Below are 18,916 nucleotides of genomic sequence, written 5' to 3' on the forward strand. Positions count from 1 at the left end.
CCTCGCGCTACTCGACCGTTGCGGCGGCTTATTCGGCTGTTGCCGGGCTTTGCTCAACCACTGTCCTGCTGCTGAACTAGCGGCTACTGCCGGCCCAAGGGTCGAGGAAAACCGGGCAACGGTCGAAAATTGGGCGGGAAGTGGAGTGCGGCCGCGGTGCAGCGGGTATCTTGGGGGCCTATCTGCTCTTTACCGCCATGCTCGGGCTTCTTCGCCGCCACCGGGTGCTGCTACTGCACCTCTCGTTCTGGGGCGTCTACTTTTCGTTTTACTTCTACCAGATCAGTCGGGAAGTGGGCTGGCGGCTGGCTTTGGCCAACTCGCTGGTACCGCTGGTGAGCAACCTGCTCATCGGCTACCTCAATTTCTTCTACCTGCTGCCCCGGGGGCTACGGCGGCAGCGGCTGGGGCGCTATTTGCTGGAGCTGGCCGCGCCCTTTACTCTGGTAGTCGCACTGCGGGTGGCGGTGCAGCGGCAGCTGGCGCCAGGGCAGCTGCCGCAGAGCTACCTGGAGTCGCCGGCCTTCGTGCTGTCGGTAGTGGTGGGCACCTTGTCTATCGTGGCCTTTCTGAGCATGCTGCACTTCGTGGTGGGCTGGTTTGCCCTCGACGCCCGCACCAAGGCTCTGGAAAACGAACAGCTCACGGCCGAGCTCAAGCTGCTCAAGGCCCAGATCAACCCGCACTTTCTCTTCAACACGCTCAACAACCTCTACTACCTGGCCTACACCCAGTCGCCCAACACGCCGGAGGTGGTGGCCAAGCTGGCCCAGATGATGCGCTACATGATTTACGAGTCGAACCACGCCACCGTGGCCCTCAGCCAGGAAATCGAGTACATGCAGAACTACATCAGCCTGGAAAAGCTGCGCCTCAACACCCCCGTTCCGGTGCAGTTCGTGGTAGAGGGCCCCGCCGAGGGCGTGCGCATTGCTCCGCTGCTGCTGATCACCTTTCTGGAAAATGCCTTCAAGCACGGCGTGAGTACCACCGACCCCCAGGCCTGGGTCACGGTGCTGATCCGGCTGCACGGCCCCGAGTGCGTCTGCACGGTGGCCAACGGCCGGCTGCCGCACCCCGCTCCTGTACCGGCTGCCGCCGGCACCGGCCTGCAAAATCTGCGCCGCCGCTTGGCCCTGCACTACCCGGGCCGGCACGTGCTGCAGGTAGAAGACGGCCCCGCCGAATACCGCGTCCACCTCACCTTGACCCTGACCTGATGCTGCGCTGCCTGATTGTGGATGATGAGCCGATGGCCCGGCAGCTGCTCACTGATTACGTGGGAAAAGTGCCGTTTCTGACCCTGCACGCGGCCTGTGCCAGTCCCCTGGCCGCCCTACAAGAGCTCAGCGCCCACCCCATTGATCTGCTGCTGCTCGACGTGCAGATGCCCGAAATTACCGGCCTGGCTCTGCTCAAGATTCTGCCCCGCCAGCCCCTGGTAATCCTGACTACGGCCTACTCCGAGTACGCCCTGGAAAGCTACGACCTCGACGTGGTCGACTACCTGCTCAAACCCATCACGCTGGAGCGCTTCCTGCGGGCCGTGCACAAGGCCCAGGCCCGGCTGCTGCCCGGCGCCGCCCCGGTGCCGGCGGGCCCGGCGCTGCCCCCGCCCGGGCCGACGCCGGCCGAGCCGTCGCCGTTTCTGTTCGTGAAGGATGGCACCCGCCTGGTCAAGATCCGGCAGGCCGACATCCTGTTCGTGGAAGGCCTGAAGGACTACGTGGCCATCCACACCCCGCAGCAGCGCATCGTGAGCCTGCAGCGGCTCAAAACCCTGGAGCAGCAGCTGCCCGCCACGCACTTTGTCCGCATTCACCACTCCTACATTGTGAGCCTGGAGGGCATCGACGCCGTGTTCAAGGACAAAGTGCAGATTGGCAGCCGGTTTTTGCCCGTGAGTGAGTCGTACCGCAAAGCCTTCCGCGACTTCATCGACCCGCGCTTGCAGTAGCCGCCGAACACGGGCAGTAGCTATTCAAGACATATTAATACTGACCCGAGCAGCCGAGAAGAGGGCCACACAAGCACTGTTCAACTGCTGTTGATTCTCCATTGTCTCCTTATTCTCGTACAGAGCTACTAAGGAGACAATGGCTTTGTCTCCTTAGTATTAAAATTCAAAATTTAGGAGACAAGTTCAATTATGCCCCGTCCGCTGCGCACCACCACCGTTCCGCACTACCTCGCGCTTATCCGGGCCGGGCTGGGGCTTACCCAGGAACAATTGGCCGGGGCCCTGGGCGTGTCGCGCCACCTGGTCACGAAGATAGAAGCCGGGCAGCGAGTATTGCCAGCGTCGGCCGGCATAATTTTGTCGTGGCTGACCCAGGCCCTGCCCACACTGGGCCCCCCGGCGGCCCCAGGGCCGCTCTTATCAGCCGAAGCGGAGCCCCTCCACAAGCGGGCCGCGGCCGTGGCCTCCGAACTGCAGCAGCTCACGCGGCGGCTGGAACGCGGGCAGGCCCGGGCCCGCCGCGCCCTCGACTGGCTACAGGCGGCCCCGAAGCTGCTGGCTACCCTGCCCCCGGAAGCCGAGCGGCAGCGGCAGTGGGTAGCGGCTACCACGGCTGAGGCCCAGGGCGCTTTGGAAGGGGAGGGCAGCCCGGTGCTGCACCGGCTGCTGATGGCCCGCTTGGCCGGACTGCGGGCCGAGGCGGCGGCGCTGGCCGGCTACCTGGCGGAATAGCGCGGACTGGTACGCTAGGCAGTCCTTAGGGGCGGCGCTATGCGCGGGCCGCCGCAGGGCTTTTTCAGGCTGGGTGCAGGAATGGGTTTCAGGCTCGGGAGAAGTGCGTTGCATAACTGCTGCTGTCGGCCTGCGTATAGAAACGGTGGGCTGCCTGGTGATTCAGCAGCCCACTTTTATCCTGTTCTCAACCCGCTGCCCCGGCAGCTTACTTCCCGCAAACCATGGCCAACACCGCAAAAAACAACGATAAGAACCAGAAAGCCGCCGATACCAAAGGTGCCATCGGCGCTTCGGCCGCCAACCCGATTGACCCCGCTACCACTTCGCCCACCATCGACACCGAAGCCGGCGTGACGATGGGCGACGGTATCCGCCACCTGCATAGCCTGGCCAAAGGCGACGAGGACTTCATCAACGGCACCGACGACCACGCCGACCGCCGCAACCAGCCCGATGCCGAGCAGGAGCAGCGCCAGAAAAAGTAAGTTGCCCACCGCTGGCAAAGAAAAGCCCCGACCTGCAACAGGTCGGGGCTTTTTTGTGGGTGAAGCGGCCGGGTTACTTTACCATCAGCGTCCGGACGGCCCCGGACTTTTTGTCGACCTCAAAGGCGGCTTTGTTGGGCATGCGGCCGGCCCAGTCGGTGCGGGGCACCAGCACCTGCCAGTGGTCGTCGATTTCAAGGGCCGTGGCCGAGTCGAGCACGAACAGGCTGGCGTTGGGCAGCGCCTGCACGTGGCGGCGCACGGCGCTGCGGGCTCCGTCGGCGGTGGCGGCGCCCAGGTCGGGCGAGGCCGTAGTTTCGGCCGAGGCGGGCAGCATGGAGGTATCATTGCCAGGCGTCTGCTGGCAGCTGGCAGCGCCCAGGGCACCGAGCAGCAGGAAGGGAAGGGCTTTGAGCATGAGGCAAAGTACGGCAGCAAATACTAACCGCCCGGCTTACGGTAGCCGCCGGGCCGTGGTTTACTCATGTAATGATACGGCCGCCCCCGGCAGCCGCAGTCCTGGAGAACTCCGGTTCAGGACTTTTCAGAGCCTTCCGAAGCTATTGGCCAAGGCGTTACTTTGCCGGTAGGGGTGCAAACCGAACCTGTATATCCCCGGTTTGCTTATCGACTTCAAAGGTTGCCGTGTTGGGTTTGCGTCCGTCGCCGGGGAGGCTGGGCACCAGCACCAGCCAGTGCGCATCGGCTTCCCGGGCCGTGGCCGCGTCAAAATCGTACTCCCCGCCTTCGGGCATCTCCTGCAGGTAGAAATTTACGGCGCCGAGCGCCTGGGCTGCCGTGGTAACCTGGCCACTGGTAGCGTCAGGCGCGGTGGTGGCCGCCGGAGCGGGGGCAGTGGTTTCGGCCGCGGCCGGCGCGTTGGTCTGGTCGGCCGTCGGTTGGCAGCCGGCCGCACCCACCGCCGCCAGCAGTATTAGGGAAAGGGCTATTCTCATGCGGCAAAGTAAAGCAGCAAATTGCCAGCGGCCGGATCAGGGCTGTTGCAGGTCGCGGGCCTGAAACTGATAGAGGCGGAAGGAGCGCCGCACGTAAAAAGCCGGAAAGGTAATTTCGCCCTCCGCCCCGTCGGCAAAGTAAGTTTTGCGGGTTTTGGCCGCAATAGAATCGTAGCGGAAGGTGACGCCCAGCACGTTGCGGCCCGTCGTGTTGATAATCGTGTCGAGGCGGGTGCGCTGCTGCCGCGACTCGGCTACCACCCGGTGCGGGCCGGGCGGCAGGCGCAGGTAGCGGCTGAGCCGGTCGTCGGTGGTTTTGTACTGCGCCACCAGGGTATCAAACACCGTTTCGCCGTCGCAGCGCACGGTCAGGTCCACCACTTTCTCCTGGCTGTCGTTCACGACCTGCAGCCGCACCAGCTCGGTAGGGGAGCAGCCCGCCGCCAGCAGGAAGAAAAGCAGGGAAAGCCACGTACGCACGCCGAAAGCTACGCAAACGGCGGGTTCAACGGTGGCGCTTGGTACCCCACTAAAAAAGCCCCGACGGCCAACGGGCCATCAGGGCTTTTTCGGTAAGTCGGGGCTGACTATGAGTCCCGACGCTTGCGCTTCTGGCGGCGGCGCTCCTGGGCCTGCTTTACGCGGCGGTAGAGGGCCTGCTGCGCGGTTTCGGTTGTGGCCGTAGCGCCGGTCTGGTCCTGCTGGGTATTTTGGGTGTTGTCAGTTGCCATGATGAGAATGTTAGGCTGAAACATGAAGGTATGTGGCCTATACTTGGGCTGGCTCCGAAGAGTTTTACCCGCGGCACGAGTTTTCGCGCGAAATTGGCTACCCGCGCAAGGTACGCTTAATAACCCATACGCTTGTCGGCACTACGCACCCATTTGCGGGGCCGGGCCGAGCCGCGGCCGGGCCCACGAGCGGCCGAAAACCGCCTCTGGCCCGGCCGGACGCCGTTTTTAGCGTGCCTCAAGGATTCATCAGCTGGCCGATGAAAAGAATGGCGTTGGTTGATTTTTCCCGAATCATGAACAGGCAGGCGCGGTCCACGGACACCGTGGGAGGCACCGACGTATTGATTATGCCCACCGAGGTAACGGCGGCGGCTTCGGTGCCTTCCTCATTTACTTCCACGTAGGTCTTGTGCAGCACGTCGCTGATGGCCAGCCCCGAGGTCCGGCCCACCAGCATCCGGCTGAAATTGGCCTGGCCGGAAAAGGCTTCACCCATGCCCAGCGTTATGAGCATCTCGTTGAGCGAGTTCTTGTACTCCATCTTAAACTTGGGCAGGCGCAACACCAGCGTCGTGGGCTTGGCGCTGCTCAGCCAGCTGCTGAGCTGGGTGCTGCTGATGGTGCGCGCCAGGTCGTTGACGGTGGTCTGGCCCTGGGGTACTACCAGCGTCATGCTGAACTGCTGGTTGCCGTAGGGCAGGTCGATAACCTGCTGGGCGGCATCCTGGTAGTAGTGGTAGCTGCCCTTTTGCAGGGTCATAAAGTCGACGCTGGCCGAGCTGCCATCGGCGCGCTTAAAGGGTGCTTTCTGGGTCAGCTTCGCGTCGAACGGGTAGGTCCAGGTGCCTTTAAAGTACAGGGCGTTAACCAGCACCATCACCTGGTCGGGCGGCAGCGACTCGATGATGCCGTCAATCTTGCCCTTGGTTTTGTCGCGCACCCAGCCGTTTATGACGTCCTTGGCTTTAGCTGAGCTGAAGTCCAGCGGCTGCACGGCGGCCTCGAAGTAGGTGGTGTTTTTCTGCACGAAAGGTGCCTGCAGCTCATACTGCGGGGCGTACCAGATGGAGTTGGCCGCCGTGAAAGTTACGCGCTTGTCCATGCCGCGCAGCAGTTCGGTCAGGGTCTGGTAGGCCTGGCTGATCTGCTCGTCGGTCTGGGGCTGAAAACCCAGGGTTTGGCGCATGGCCTCCTTTGTGGTGCCATCGGCCCCGTTGTAGGCCATGGTGAGGGCGGCCGAAATGCTCAGGGGCGAAATAAACACGTTGCCGTTGGCCGCCTTAGCCTGCAGGGCCGCAAACGAGCGGAAGGCAAAGTCGTTGGCGCTGCTCACGTTCCGGGTTTCCTGGGTGGTGAGGGGCCGCACGACGGGCGTGTTGTCCTCGGCCGGCGTGACTGGTGCGGCCGTTTCCTTCTGGCAGGCCCCGAGCAGGGCGCTACCAGCCAGGGCCAGCACCGCGAATGTTGCTTTGGTAAGGTTCATAGCATGGAGTTTTGGGTTGGGTAATCAGGCGGAACAGCGCCCACTACAGCGGGCTATAGGGAAGAGGAGCCTCGGGCTGAAATGGTTGCAACGGCAGCGGCGGCCCGGTGGGAAAGCTAACTGTTCCGGCTGCCAGGCACCCTGGCTGCCCGGCCGTCCGGCTGCAATACCGTATTATTGGCCCACTTACTCAGTTTATTTTGCCGTGGCCGTCAGGACCTGGCTTCTCAACTATGCTTCGGATGAAACCCAGCCTTTTTCGTTTTTGCTTCCGGGTGCTGGTGCTGGTGTTGCTGACCGGCTTCGGGGCCAGCGCCCAGCGCATCACGGAGCGCGACTATCAGTCGTATTTTGCCGCCTACGGGCTGCAGGGCTCCTTTCTGGTGCTGGAGGCTGGGGCCAATACGTACACGGCCTACAACCTGCCACGGTGCCGCCAGGGCTTTTTGCCGGCTTCCACCTTCAAGATTCCCAACACGCTCATCGGGCTGGAAACCGGCGCGGTGAAGGATACGACCGAGGTCTTCCGCTGGGACGGAGTGAGCCGCAAGTTTGCCCAGTGGAACCAGGACATGACCCTGGCCCGGGCCCTGCGCGTGTCGTGCGTGCCGTGCTACCAGCAGCTGGCCCGGCGCATCGGGGCGACGCGCTACCAGCAGTGGCTGCCCCGGCTGCAGTTTGGCCGCATGGCCGTCACGGCGGCCACCGTCGATACTTTCTGGCTGGCCGGTACCTCGCGCATCACCCAGTTCGAGCAAATCGACTTTCTGCAACGCTTGCAGCGCGGGCAGCTGCCGGTATCGGCCCGCAGCATGGCCCTTACCAAGGCTCTGCTGGTGCTGAGCCGCGGGCCGGGCTGGGTGCTGCGCGGCAAATCCGGCTGGACTATGCAGAGCGGCCACGACAACGGCTGGTTTGTGGGCTGGGTGGAGCAGGGCAGTAAAACCTACTTCTTCGCCCTGAATGCCGAGCCGGCCAACGGCGGCCCCGCCACCGAAAAATTCGTGCTGGGCCGCCGCGCCGTCACCGAGCAGATTCTGCAGCGTGAGTTCGGCTTGCTGAAAGCCGAAGCCAAGTAGCAGTGGGCTGATTCCGAAAAGCCAGCCGAAGTCACGCCCCATGCCCGAGCAAACCGGGAATGAGCTGGTCCGTTCGGCGGCGGTGAAGGTCGGCGCCGGTTTACTTCTGCGGGGCAGCTTCCGGCGCTTCCGCTGAGAAGTCGGCCGGCATACCCGGCGAGGTATCGAAGGCGGAATCGGGGGTGAATCGGTCTTTGAAGCGTGCATACAGGGCATTCATGCCTAGCAGCAGCATACCCATCAGAATGAAAACCACCGCCCGGGTGATGGTGCCGCTCTGGCTCAGGTCGAAAAACACCAGCCGAACCAGGCAGATGGCCACGCCGGCCAACGACGCGTACCGGAAATCTTGGCGGCGCAGCAGCAGGCTGCTCACAAACAAGGCCACCACTTCCAGCATCAGCAGTACCGTCAGCACCGACCGGTCGAAGGACTGCACCAGCAGCACGGTCAGGGCCACGAAGGCCGGGTAGAGCAGCGCGGCTACCAACTGCCGGGGCCGGAAATGCCCCAACCGGCCCAGACCCGCCAAGCCGGCTGGCCAGTACACGGGCGCTGCCGGCGCCGCATACGCCTGCAAAGCCACGGCCGCGTAGCCAAACTGCAGGGCCACCGCGCCGGCCGTCGTCAGCCACCGGATGCTGAGCAGCTGCCCCGGCGCCAGATACCGCAGGGCCACGTAGCTTGTCCAGAGTGGCACCAGCCAGAAAAACAGCAGCCCGTAGAGCCGCAGGCGCCGTAGCCGCTCGGGTAAGCGGGAGCCTCCCAAGGTGAGGGCAAAGGCCAGAGTTAGCCACAGCAGAGCCTGCCAGGTCAGCGCTACTTCCCGCCACAGAGTAAAGCTCAGGAACAGCAGCGTCAGCTCGGGCAAATAGGGGTGTAGCAGCTGCCAGCTGCGGTAGCGCGGGCCACTGGTGGGTTCTGCGCGCCAGGCCAGGCCCGCCAGCACCAGCGTCAGCGCCGCGGCTGTGAGGCGGCGGGCCGGCAGGCGCCACAGGGTTTCGGTGCCAAAAACCAGGTAGGTGAAGTGCCAAAACAACGCCAGGGCCAGCACGCCGTAGGCCACGTGCAGCAAAAACCGGTCGGGACTACCCTGGCTGCTCAATACTTCGGCGGTGGCAAAGCGCGTGCGTACCCACTGGGCCAACCCGGCCGCACCGGCCGCCAGCCCAATCCAGAGCAGCACGGCCAGGGCCTCCGAATGCGGGGCAGCCACGGCCCAGGCCCCAATTGTGAGGTGCAGGCCCAGCAGGTAGAGCCAGGGCCAGCGCACCTGCCGGTCCCGGTCGGCCCACTTAGAATAAGCTACCCCGACCCCCGCAAGCAGCACCAGCGGCAGCAGGTAGGCCAGCACCCGGCCCGTGCCGAGCGGTGCTTTTTTCAACAGCACATAGTGCCACTGCAGGCCGTGGTAGCCCGCAGTGGCCAGTACCAGACCGGTCCAGAGGCCGGGCACGGCAACGTAGCGGCGCAGCACCAGCAGACCACCCCCGATGCCCACGGCGGCCCAGCCGGCCCAGGTGTGCTCATAGAGCAGCCCGGCGGCGGCCAGCAGCAGCAGGCCCGGCATGGCCCCCAGCAGGCGCAGGCGGTAGGTAGGGTCGTAGGAGAAGGGTAGGGCATCGTAGGGCGAAGCGGCCAGGCGCACAGCGGTGGCCTGCGCGGCTGCCGTGGCCAGGGCCGCCACCGTGAGCAGTAGGGCCCGCAACTCCGAACTCAGGCTGCCCGTGCCGTATACCAGCGCGGGCAGGACCACGGCCAGCAGCAGCGTGCCGTAGAGCAGCACCCGATACACCCACCACTCGCGGCGCCAGGCCAGCACCAGCGTCATGAGCAGCATTTCGAGGTAGAGCAGTACCGTGGTCAGCGGCCAGCTCAGCCCGGCTTCGTGCAGTCCCAGAATGGCCACGCTCAGGAATATCTGGCCCGCCAGCAGGTGCAGGATTCGAAACCATTCGGCCCCGTTTTGCAGCCACTGGCTCAAGCCAAAAAGCACGGCCGCCGCCACTACCAAGCCCGCAATCAGTCCGGCTACGGGTGGGTTTGGGGGGCCAAACAGCGCCAGCAGCAGCAGACCCGCCGTGCCCAGGTAGAGCAGCCCAGTGAGGCCCCCGACGCCGTGGTGCAGGCTGTGGTCGGGCGAAGCGCCTGTTTGGGCGCTCAGCCACAGCTGCCGGGCCAGCAGCTGAAAGAAAACGGCGCTGCTCAGCCCGGCCAACAGCAGCAGGGCTGCGTTGCGGTGCAGGCTGGACGCCGGCAGTTGGTGCCAGGCAGCACTGCTGAGCAGCAGCCAGCCGCCGGCCAGCAGCGCGCCACCGCACACCAGGCGGAAGGCCGCCACTTCGGTAGCCCGCCCCAGGAGCCAGGCCAGCAGCAAGGTTTCGAGGTAGAGCATGGCCGCCGTAGCGGGCCACACCAGCCCGAGTTTGTGCAGGCCCAGAATGGCAACGGTCAGCAGTACTTGGCCGGCAGCCAGGTGCAGGGTGCGAAACCAGGCCGGCTCACCGCGCAGCCAATACGCCAGGGCAAAGATGCCCCCGGCTGCGGCTGCCGCGCCACCCACCAGCAGACCCGCGGGCGGCGAGATGATACCGAACAACGCCTTGAGCAGCAAGGCCGCCACGCCCAGATACAACGCGCCGATAAGCCCGCCCAGGCCGTGGTGCAGGGCCCGGTTGGTGGTAGTAGCATCGTTTTCCGGCGCAAACAGGGGTTGGGAATAAGTCAGCCGGAAATAGCCCGCGCCCATACTGCCCGCTAGGAACAGCAGGAAGGCATTGCGGTGCAGCTCGGCGGGCGAGTAGCTGCCGAGGTGGGCCAGCACCATGAGCAGCAGGCCCGCTCCGGCCAGCAAGGCCCCGGTAGCGGCCACCCGGAACACCAGGATTTCCCCCTCCCGGGCCATGATAAAGGCAATCAACAGGGATTCGAGCAGCATGAACAGCCCCACGACCGGCCCCGTGGCGTGCCAGCCCAGCAGGGAAAAGGCCGTAGCCAGAGCCAGGATCAGGGAGATGATGGTGTCGGTCTGGAACAGCCACTGGATGCCCAGCTGCCGCGCCCGCCGGGCCACGTAGAACGTCAGGACCGCCCCCAGGCCCAGCGGAATCGTTTTCCAGGGCGAGCCGGTGCTGTACTGATAGAGGTTGAAGCCCAGTGTCGTCCAGTTCAGCACGTGGGCCGCAAACAGCAGCGCATCAAACGCCGTGCGGGCATACACGCGGCGGTACTGCACCACCGCGGCTGCCACGCCCACCAGCACCACCAGGGCCATAGCCACCAGCCGGGCGCCGTTGCCCAGCGGGGCCGCCAAGTGGAAGTGCCAGTACTGGTGAAACACAAAGAAGCTGACGATGCTCAGCAGCAGCTGGTATTTCCAGCGCTGCCGGTAAGTAATGGCAATGCAGAAAGCCGTAACCGCCGCCGCCGTACCCAGCGTCAGCAAGTCGGACGGAATAACGGCCAGGGCCACCAGGCTCAGCACCCCGTGCAGCGTGGCCACCGATTCGCGGCTGCTGGTCCAGGCCAGCCAGAGGTTGGCGGCCACGCCGGCCAGCAGCAGCAGGTAGCTCAGCGGCGGCGCGGCCCACTGCAGGCCCGGCACGCTGCTGGCGCCCACGCAGGCAAACAGAAAAATGGCCGCCGCGCTGCTGTGCAGCCACACGTGCAGGCGCTCGGCAAACGGCTTGGTGCGCAGGTAATAATCGAGGCCGAGCAGGGCGGCGGCAAACCCGGTAATCATGGCGAAGCGCACGGGCGGCGTCACCTGCAAGGCGGTGTACACGCCCAGGAACCCCACGCCAATGACCAACACCACGGCCCCCAGAATACCGGTCCAGTTGTCGAGCAGCACCTGTTCGGTCCGGTCCCACCACGTGGGCTCGGCCGGCACTGGCGGCGGGGGCGGAGCCACGGGCCGGGGTGGCGCGGGCGGGGGGACAAAGGCAGGCTGAGGCTGGGGCTTGGGGGCGGCTACTGGTGGAGCTGGGGGGATAGGTGCCGAAACCGGCGGCGCAGGGGCCGGAGCCGGTGGTGTTGCAACCGGCGGAGCCGGAGCTACGGGAGTAGTAACGGGAGGCACTACAGGCTGCGAAGGCGCGGCCGGCGTTGGTGGCAGGACGACCGGTAGGGGCGGTACTACTGGCGGCAGAGGCGCTACCGGAGCTGTTGCCGCCGGCGCTCCGGTAGCTGCTGCCATGAGCGGCCCGGTGGCCTGTACCGGCGGCGCGACGGGCGCGGCAGGCGGAGCCGTGCGCAGCTGCTGTACCTCACTGCGCAGCTGCTCCACCAACTGCTGCAGCGCCTTGTGTTCCTCTTCGCGCTGGCGTGTGCGCTGCTCCAGGCCCTTGAGGCGCTCCTTAAAACCCTGGTAGACCACGGCCAGAACAGCCGTGACCAGAACCACTACCCAAGTGTCCATAAACTGCTTTTGCTGGAAAAATTCGGCGGCGTACCGGCCGGCGGCAGCTGGCAACGCCAGCCAGATAGCAGGAAAGCTGGCCGCCCGGGCCCGGACCTTTGGAGCGGAAACATACTGATTTATTTGCGTGCGCAGGCAGTATGCCGCTTCTGATTGCGTAGAAATACAGCGGAGCTTGTACCACCGCGGCGCGGGCCGAGGGCCGGGAAGGCGCGGCTGCTTCTTTATTGCCGTATCCGATTGTCGTATTTTTAGCGCCTTATGCTCTCCTACAAGCACGAAATCTTCCTGGAAGTGGCCCGCCTGCTGAGCTTCACCAAGGCCAGCCAAAACCTGTTCGTGAGCCAGTCGGCCGTGAGCAAGCACGTAAAAGCCCTGGAGGAAGAATACAAAATCGGGCTGTTCGAGCGCCTGGGCAATACCGTCAAGCTCACGCCCGCCGGCCGGCTGCTCTACCAGAAGCTGCTGGTGGCCAAACAGCTGCAGCACGAGCTGCACCAGGAATTCACGGCCCTCAGCGCCGACTACTCCCCGCGCTTCCGCATGATGATTGGCGCCAGCACCACCATTTCGCTCTACGTGCTGCCTCCGGTGCTGTCGGCCTACCTCAACAAGAACCCCAACATTCAGCTCACGCTCAAAAACCGCAACAGCGAGAATATCCTTAAGGCCCTGCTCGACCACGAAATTGACCTGGGCATTATCGAGGGCATCAATAAGGTCAGCAACGTGACCTACACGCCGTTTCTGACCGACGACGTCATTGCCGTATGCTCGGCCAAAAACCCGCTCAACACCCAGAATCTCACGGTGCACGACCTGCACCAGGTGCCCCTGGCCGTGCGCGAAGTGGGTTCGGGCACCCTGGCCGTGCTGGAAGAGGCCCTGGCCGAACATCACCTGAAGCTGCCCGACCTACCCGTAAAAGTGCGCCTGGGCGGCACCGAAGCCCTGAAGAACTTTGTGCGCGTGGATACCTGCCTGGCGTTTCTGCCCCGGCAGGCGGTGGTGAAGGAGCTGGAAACGGGGGAATTGCTCGAAGTTCCAATTCAGGGCCTGAGGATGCGGCGGCAGTTCAACTTCATTCAGCGCCGGGGCACCGAAAACAACCTGCCCTACAAGGATTTCGTGCAGTTCATGAAGCGGCACTATTCGAAATTGGAATAGCCTATTCCGAATCACTATTTTGTTTCCGCATACCGGCGGGGGTATTTGCCGTTCCATAGCTCAACCCTACTTGCCCCGCCCCATGGAAACCTGCCCCACCCTCACCTCCCGGATTCAGCAGCTGGAATGCTCGGCCTGCGGCAAGCCGCACTCGGCCTTTGCCCTGCAGCGCGTATCGGAGTGCTGCCAGATGCCGCTGCTGGCTACCTACGACCTACAGGAGCCGCTGAGCAAGGCCAGCATCTGCCAGACCGACGGCTCGATGTGGCGCTACCGCGAGCTGCTGCCCCTGCTCCACGATGAAAACAAGGTGACGCTGGGCGAGGGTTTTACGCCTATTCTCGACCTGCAGCGCCTGGCCAGCCGCTACAATCTGCACTCGGTGGTGCTCAAGGATGAGGGCAAAAACCCGACGGGCTCGTTCAAGGCCCGGGGCCTGAGCATGGCTATTTCCAAGGCCAAGGAGCTGGGCATTCAGGGCTGCATCGTGCCTACGGCCGGCAACGCGGGCGTGGCCATGGCCGCCTACTGCGCCAAGGCCGGCATGCGGGCCGTGGTAGCCATGCCGCGCCACACGCCCAAGGCGTTTCGCGAAGAGTGCTACTGGTACGGGGCCGAAGTGCAGCTCATCGACGGCCTGATCAACGACTGCGCGGCCTGGGTGCGCCAAACCAATGCCAACGGCGAGCTGCTCGACGTCTCGACGCTCAAGGAGCCCTACCGCATCGAGGGCAAGAAAACCATGGGCTACGAAATTGCCGAGCAGCTGAACTGGCAGCTGCCCGACGTGATACTGTACCCCGCCGGCGGCGGCACTGGCCTGATTGGCATCTGGAAAGCTTTCCAGGAAATGAAAGCCCTGGGCTGGCTGGGCCACAGCGTGAAGCTGCCCCGCATGGTAGCCGTGCAGGCCGCCAACTGCTGCCCGCTAATTGAAACCTATACGGGCCGGCAGGCCAACTCCCACCACTACGTTGGCAAGCCCACCATTGCCAACGGACTGGCCGTGCCGCGCCCCTTGGGTGAACCCCTCATGCTGGAAGTGCTGCGCGAATCGCAGGGCACGGCCGTCAGCATCACCGACGCCGAGATGGTAGAAGGCATGCGGGAGCTGGGCCGCCTCGAAGGAATGTTCGTGGCCCCGGAAGGCGCCGCCGTCTGGATGGCCGCCCGCCACCTGCTCAGCACCGGCTGGCTGCGCCCCGACGAGCAGATTCTGCTGCTCAACACCGGCTCGGCTCAGAAGTACCTGGAAAACGTGGAAGGCCAGTACTAAGAAGTTCAGCAGCAAAATGTCGGCTTTCTAGTAGCTTGCAGCCGTACTCTAAGTGGCAGCATGGACGTAATCTGGGGCTGGCAGCACGTGGATTTCTACCCCGACGAGCGGCGGGAGCAAGGCCCGATTACCGAAGCCGCAGCTCTGGTTGCCTACGCCGACTTTCCCTGGACCGAGCAGCTCACGCAGCTGACCGCGCGCTACCGGGCGGGCCTTACCAGCGTGCGGCCCGGTATCTGGTTTCGGCGCGGCCCCGAAACCCTGACGCTCACTGCCACTGACGAATGGGCCGTGCTGGCCGAGTATCAGGTAGGCAAGCAAGCGTATTTTTACCAGCTTTCCCTGAGCTGGTGGGCCCACAACCTCGATCCGGAAGACCTGATTCAGATGCTTTTCGCCGGCACGCTAAGTCAGTGGCCCGGCTGGCAACACCCCGACCCCTACCTCGACCGGGCCACGGCCGCCGCGCCGGCACCCGTGCGTTTCGCGTCGCAAAGTCGCCCGGCGTGGCAATGGTGGTGGAAGCCAGTGGGCGTAGAAGCTCTGCTCATTTTGGGATTCTTGTTTACTCAGTTGCCTTGGAGTGCCTTGCTGCTAGGCGGGCTGTTGGCTTTGGTGACGGTGGTGCCCGAAGCCTGGCTGGCTTGGCAGTATGCCCGCGTAAGCCGGGGGCAGCAGGTAGAAATAGACCCGGTACGGCGCTGGTTGCGGGTGCAGGACCAATGGGGCGTACTGGAATTTGGCCGGGAGCAGGTGCGCGAATGCGTGGTGGTGCAAAGTGTGCCAGGCCGCTTTTCCCGGCAGCAGTATAGCTACGTGACCTTTGTGCTGAAAAACCAGCAGGTGTGCGTCATTCCCCGCGAAACTGGGCCGCCCACCGAAATTGCCGAGCTGCTGGGCGTGCATTACCGGCTGGAGAAAACCGGATTTGCCTCCATCGGGCACCGGCGCTTATCGGCCCGGGAGCTGACGGTGGCCCAACGGAAGCATCAGCAGCGCATTGCTGAATTCCGGGAGCGGTTTGCCGCTTATAGCGCGGCGCAGCTGGAAGAAGTAGTGCAGAATTCGCAGTCGTATGCGAGCCACGCCGTAGCGGCAGCGGAGGAGCTGCTGCAAAGCCGGACCATAACTAACCGCTGATTTTGGGGTATAAGAACCTTATGCCAAAATTCTTGGTCATCGTGGCTGCTGCGCTGTTCGTTGGGGGCCTGCTGTTTGCTGGCTGGAAGAGAACCAGCCGGAAAGTGTTGTCGACCTTACCGCAGGGGAATGCCATGAAAGCCGATCAAAGCCGCTTGTACGCCGATGTGGAATTTCTGACTTCGCTGCGGCCGGCGCGCAGCTACCGCCACCCGGCTTCGCTGAACAAGGCCGCGGATTATATTCGGGCCGAGTTTGAGAAGCTGGATTGCCGGGTCGAGGAGCAGCCGTTCCGCGTCGATGGGCAGTCTTACCGCAACATCATTGCCTCCTTCGGGCCCGCCGAGGCCGAGCGCATCATCGTGGGAGCCCACTACGATGTATGCGGCGAGCAGCCCGGCGCCGACGATAATGCCAGCGCCGTAGCCGGCCTGCTCGAAACCGCCCGCCTGCTGTACGTTCAGCAGCCCACGCTCACCCGCCGCATCGATCTGGTGGCCTATTCGCTGGAAGAACCCCCGTTTTTTGGCACCGACGACATGGGCAGCGCCGTGCACGCCAAGTCGCTGCACGACCAGCAAGTGCCGGTGCGGGCCATGATTTGCTACGAGATGATCGGCTACTTCAGCGATGCGCCCGGCTCCCAACGCTTCCCCAGCGAGCAGCTGGCTCGGCTTTACCCCAGCACCGGCAACTTCATTACGGTAGTAGGCAAGCAGGGCCAGGAAACTATTGTGGAGCAGGTGAAAAAGCTCATGCAGGCCCACGCCGACATCGACGTGCAAAGCATTAATCTGCCCAGCGCCGTGGGCCTGGCCGGGCTGTCGGACCACCGCAACTACTGGCGCTACGGCTACCAGGCCCTGATGATAAACGACACCTCGTTTCTGCGCAACGCCAACTACCACCAGCCCACCGACACCATCGACACGCTGGACTTCCGGCGCATGGCCGAGGTCGTGAATGGCGTATTCAGCGCCATTCTGGGCTTATAATGAAATGGCCTTAACTGCTGCGCAGACCCATAATCCAGACATAGGCCAGGGTGCCCAGCAGAAAGCCGCCGAAAAGCATATTTTCACCGGGCAGAGAAAATGCCTGGGCCAGCACCGCCAGGGCGCCCACCGCCGCCAGGCCCAGTCCAAACCACCGCGACTGTTGCTTGCGCTTGGGTAGCCACTGGCGCTGGGTGCCCACCAGCGGAAACAGCAAGGCCAGCAGCACGATGCCCGCCGTGGTGCCAACCTCAACCCCAGCAAAGTAGCCCACACCCAACAGGGCCAACCCACTGAGCAGCACGGCCAGAAACTGGTTGGAATCGGTGGTGTCTTCCTTACTCAGGGCAAAGCGGCCGTAGCGGTTCAGGCGCAGCAGGGAGTTGAACAAGGGCTCGGCAAACCAGCTCATGTACACAAACACTAGGTAGAGCGGCAGCAGTACGGGCAGTACCCGCGAAAGCAGAAACATGCCGATAAATAGTCCCTGCCGGGCTCCGCTACTCAGTGTCTGGGCCCAGACGGTGAAGCGGTAGAAGCCATTGTAGATCCAGAAGCGGGCTTTCAGGGAAGCTACCAGTCCTTCGCGGGCGTAGTCGGAAGTGGGGTTGAGGCGCAGCGCATCCTGGAAGTGGCGGGCGGCATCCTTGGCCCGGCCCCGCTCCAGGGCCACCCAGCCCAGGTCGGCGTGGGTGCCGGCATCGGTGGGGCTGTGGCGCAAGGCTTCGTCGAGGTCGGCGGAGGCTTCGTCGCGGCGGCCCAGGCGGGCTAGGCAGCGCGCCCGCAGCCCCAGGCAGTCGACGTGGGTAGGATCGGCCTGCAGGCCGGCTTCGGAGGCGCGCAGGGCCGCGTGCAGCTGGCCCTGCTGGAAGCGGATTTGCCCGAGCACGTGCTGGTAGTCGGCATCCTCGGGGTTGAGCGCCAGGGCTTCCTCTATAGCCTCGAGGGCGGCCGGCAGCTCGTGCTGGCGCTGCAGGGCAGCACTGAGCACGTAGAAGGCAAAGGCGTTTTCCGGGTCGGCATGAATGGCCTGCTCAGCGGTGGTCTGGGCTTCGGGCAGGCGCCCCAGCTCCAGCAGCGCCAGGGCCAGCAGGCACTGCAGGTAGCTGTTGTCGGGGTCGTCGCGCAGCAGGCGGCGGGCCTCCTGCTCGGCATCCTGGGGGCGTTTGTGCTGCAGCAGAAGCTGGACGCGGCTGAGAGACTGGTAAGATTCCATAAGAGGAAAAGGAATAGAAAGGCCACTTACTTACGAACCGAAGGCTGGCGCAACGCTAAAGTACGCCAAGCCCCCGCGCTGATATCAACCATCATTATTTTATTTGGCTTGGTCCTGCTGCTGGGCCAAGGCGGCGCGCAACGCTCATTCCGGGGCCTTGCGCTGCAAAGTTCCGCTCCAGATACCATGCATGCACAGAAAGGCGGGCAGCAGTACCAGCCGCAGCAGTTCTACCGCGTACGTCTTGTGCCAGCCGGCCAGACTGTACCAAGCCAGGAAGGCCAGCCCAGCGGTACCGAGCAGCAGCGCAGCCAGTTGCCAGGGCCGTAGAAACCCTTTGTGATAATAGCCGCCCGCTACCAAAGTCCCCACGGCCCCCACCAAACCGCAGTAGCCCGCAAAATACGGCACCGACTGCGCAGAAGCCTGTAGGGGCGGTCCGCCAGTCAACAGAATCAGTCCCAGAAAAGCCAGCCAGCCCCACCACGGCAACGGGTTGATAACGGGCGCTTTCCCGGCCGGGTCGGGAGCCTCGGCAAGTTCCCGCTTGGCTTCCCTGTAGGCCGCCCGCAACTCCGGCAACAACTCATACTGGCTGTTTTTAGCCACCACGAGCAGCTGCTCAGCGCCTGAATCGAGCGGGTCGAGGCGCAGGGCTTCCTGAATATGGGCCTGGGTTTCGGCATACTGTCGTTGACGCAGGGCTTCCTGGCCGAGCAAAAGGTGGGTAGCGGCCAGGTTGGGATGCGCGGCCCGCAGGCGGTACAGGGCCTCTTCCAACGCAGCCCACAGTTTCTGCTGGCACAAAGCCTCCACCCACACGACCAGACAATCGGCATGCACGGGGTTGTGGGCCAGGCCCCGCTCGGCCGCCGCCTGGGCTTGGGCCCACTGCTTCTGGTGCAGCAGGAACTGGGCCTGCACCGCCAGATACTTGGGGTTGCGGGGCTGCAGGCGCAGGGCCTCAGTCAGGGCGGCGCGGCTGGCCGTCGGCTGGCCCAGCTGATTCTCAAGTAGGCTCAGCAGGTAAAACGCCTCACTGGCGGCCGGGTCGAGGGCCAGGGCCGCATGCGCGGCGGCGCGGGCCTCGGGCAGGCGGCTTTGTTTGTAGAGCGCCAGCGCCAGCAGAATATGAGCAAACACTTCCCGCGGATGCCAAACCAGGTGCCGGCGCAGCACTTGCTCGGCCTGCTGGGGCCGCCGCACGGCCAGCAGATCCTGCACCGCGTCCTGCCACCGCGCTTCCGTGGGGTAAGGCATCATGTAAGAA

17 protein-coding genes are annotated in these 18,916 nt (G+C 64.2%); 9 read left to right on the plus strand and 8 right to left on the minus strand.

Features of this window, described 5'->3' with window-relative positions; translation table 11 throughout:
• Positions 1–197: 197 nt before the first annotated feature.
• The 4 genes from LGH70_RS18620 to LGH70_RS18635 all read left to right on the plus strand — a co-directional run bounded on the left by LGH70_RS18620 (position 198) and on the right by LGH70_RS18635 (position 3,180).
• Positions 198–1,220, plus strand: a complete 1,023-nt coding sequence (locus LGH70_RS18620; protein ID WP_226188756.1) for a sensor histidine kinase — start codon at positions 198–200, stop codon at positions 1,218–1,220.
• On the plus strand, positions 1,220–1,957 hold the full coding sequence (locus tag LGH70_RS18625) for a LytR/AlgR family response regulator transcription factor (RefSeq protein WP_226188758.1): 738 nt from the start codon (positions 1,220–1,222) through the stop codon (positions 1,955–1,957). Before LGH70_RS18620 ends, LGH70_RS18625 begins: the two co-directional genes overlap by 1 nt.
• A 192-nt stretch (positions 1,958–2,149) precedes the next feature.
• On the plus strand, positions 2,150–2,692 hold the full coding sequence (locus LGH70_RS18630; protein WP_226188760.1) for a helix-turn-helix transcriptional regulator: 543 nt from the start codon (positions 2,150–2,152) through the stop codon (positions 2,690–2,692).
• 224 nt (positions 2,693–2,916) lie between these two features.
• A complete protein-coding gene (locus LGH70_RS18635) occupies positions 2,917–3,180 on the plus strand; it encodes a hypothetical protein (RefSeq protein ID WP_226188762.1) in 264 nt (87 codons plus the stop codon).
• A gap of 73 nt (positions 3,181–3,253) precedes the next feature.
• On the opposite strand, the gene LGH70_RS18640 is transcribed toward LGH70_RS18635, so the two are convergent.
• From LGH70_RS18640 to LGH70_RS18660, 5 genes are all read right to left on the minus strand, one after another.
• Entirely contained in the window at positions 3,254–3,598 is a 345-nt protein-coding gene (locus LGH70_RS18640) for a hypothetical protein (protein ID WP_226188764.1), read from the minus strand.
• A 157-nt stretch (positions 3,599–3,755) separates the two neighbouring features.
• Positions 3,756–4,136, minus strand: coding sequence for a hypothetical protein (locus LGH70_RS18645; protein WP_226188766.1), 381 nt, complete (start codon positions 4,134–4,136; stop codon positions 3,756–3,758).
• Between the two features lie 36 nt (positions 4,137–4,172).
• Complete coding sequence (locus tag LGH70_RS18650) at positions 4,173–4,616, minus strand: hypothetical protein (RefSeq protein ID WP_226188769.1); 444 nt, start codon at positions 4,614–4,616, stop codon at positions 4,173–4,175.
• A gap of 107 nt (positions 4,617–4,723) precedes the next feature.
• A complete protein-coding gene (locus LGH70_RS18655; protein WP_226188772.1) occupies positions 4,724–4,867 on the minus strand; it encodes a hypothetical protein in 144 nt (47 codons plus the stop codon).
• Positions 4,868–5,105: 238 nt separating this feature from the next.
• Positions 5,106–6,353 (minus strand): serpin family protein, encoded by a 1,248-nt coding sequence (locus tag LGH70_RS18660; RefSeq protein WP_226188774.1) that lies wholly within the window; start codon positions 6,351–6,353, stop codon positions 5,106–5,108.
• Between the two features lie 242 nt (positions 6,354–6,595).
• On the opposite strand from LGH70_RS18660, the gene blaOXA reads away from it, so the two are divergent.
• Complete coding sequence (gene blaOXA, locus LGH70_RS18665; RefSeq protein ID WP_226188776.1) at positions 6,596–7,432, plus strand: class D beta-lactamase; 837 nt, start codon at positions 6,596–6,598, stop codon at positions 7,430–7,432.
• A 100-nt stretch (positions 7,433–7,532) separates the two neighbouring features.
• On the opposite strand, the gene LGH70_RS18670 is transcribed toward blaOXA, so the two are convergent.
• A complete protein-coding gene (locus LGH70_RS18670; protein WP_226188779.1) occupies positions 7,533–11,852 on the minus strand; it encodes a hypothetical protein in 4,320 nt (1,439 codons plus the stop codon).
• A 261-nt stretch (positions 11,853–12,113) separates the two neighbouring features.
• Between LGH70_RS18670 and LGH70_RS18675 the strand changes: the two genes are divergently transcribed.
• The 4 genes from LGH70_RS18675 (at position 12,114) to LGH70_RS18690 (ending at position 16,430) form a co-directional block, all read left to right on the plus strand.
• A complete protein-coding gene (locus LGH70_RS18675; protein ID WP_226188782.1) occupies positions 12,114–13,019 on the plus strand; it encodes a LysR family transcriptional regulator in 906 nt (301 codons plus the stop codon).
• An 82-nt stretch (positions 13,020–13,101) separates the two neighbouring features.
• Entirely contained in the window at positions 13,102–14,295 is a 1,194-nt protein-coding gene (locus LGH70_RS18680) for a threonine synthase (RefSeq protein ID WP_226188784.1), read from the plus strand.
• A gap of 60 nt (positions 14,296–14,355) precedes the next feature.
• Positions 14,356–15,435 (plus strand): PH domain-containing protein, encoded by a 1,080-nt coding sequence (locus tag LGH70_RS18685; protein WP_226188787.1) that lies wholly within the window; start codon positions 14,356–14,358, stop codon positions 15,433–15,435.
• Positions 15,436–15,455: 20 nt separating this feature from the next.
• The gene (locus tag LGH70_RS18690) at positions 15,456–16,430 is read left to right on the plus strand and encodes a M28 family peptidase (RefSeq protein ID WP_226188790.1); all 975 of its coding nucleotides are present in this window, start codon (positions 15,456–15,458) and stop codon (positions 16,428–16,430) included.
• A gap of 10 nt (positions 16,431–16,440) precedes the next feature.
• On the opposite strand, the gene LGH70_RS18695 is transcribed toward LGH70_RS18690, so the two are convergent.
• Positions 16,441–17,646 (minus strand): tetratricopeptide repeat protein, encoded by a 1,206-nt coding sequence (locus LGH70_RS18695; RefSeq protein ID WP_226188793.1) that lies wholly within the window; start codon positions 17,644–17,646, stop codon positions 16,441–16,443.
• A gap of 144 nt (positions 17,647–17,790) precedes the next feature.
• On the minus strand, positions 17,791–18,909 hold the full coding sequence (locus LGH70_RS18700) for a tetratricopeptide repeat protein (RefSeq protein ID WP_226188796.1): 1,119 nt from the start codon (positions 18,907–18,909) through the stop codon (positions 17,791–17,793).
• Positions 18,910–18,916: the final 7 nt, after the last annotated feature.

The sequence above is a fragment of the Hymenobacter nitidus genome, assembly GCF_020447315.1.
Lineage (GTDB): Bacteria > Bacteroidota > Bacteroidia > Cytophagales > Hymenobacteraceae > Hymenobacter > Hymenobacter nitidus.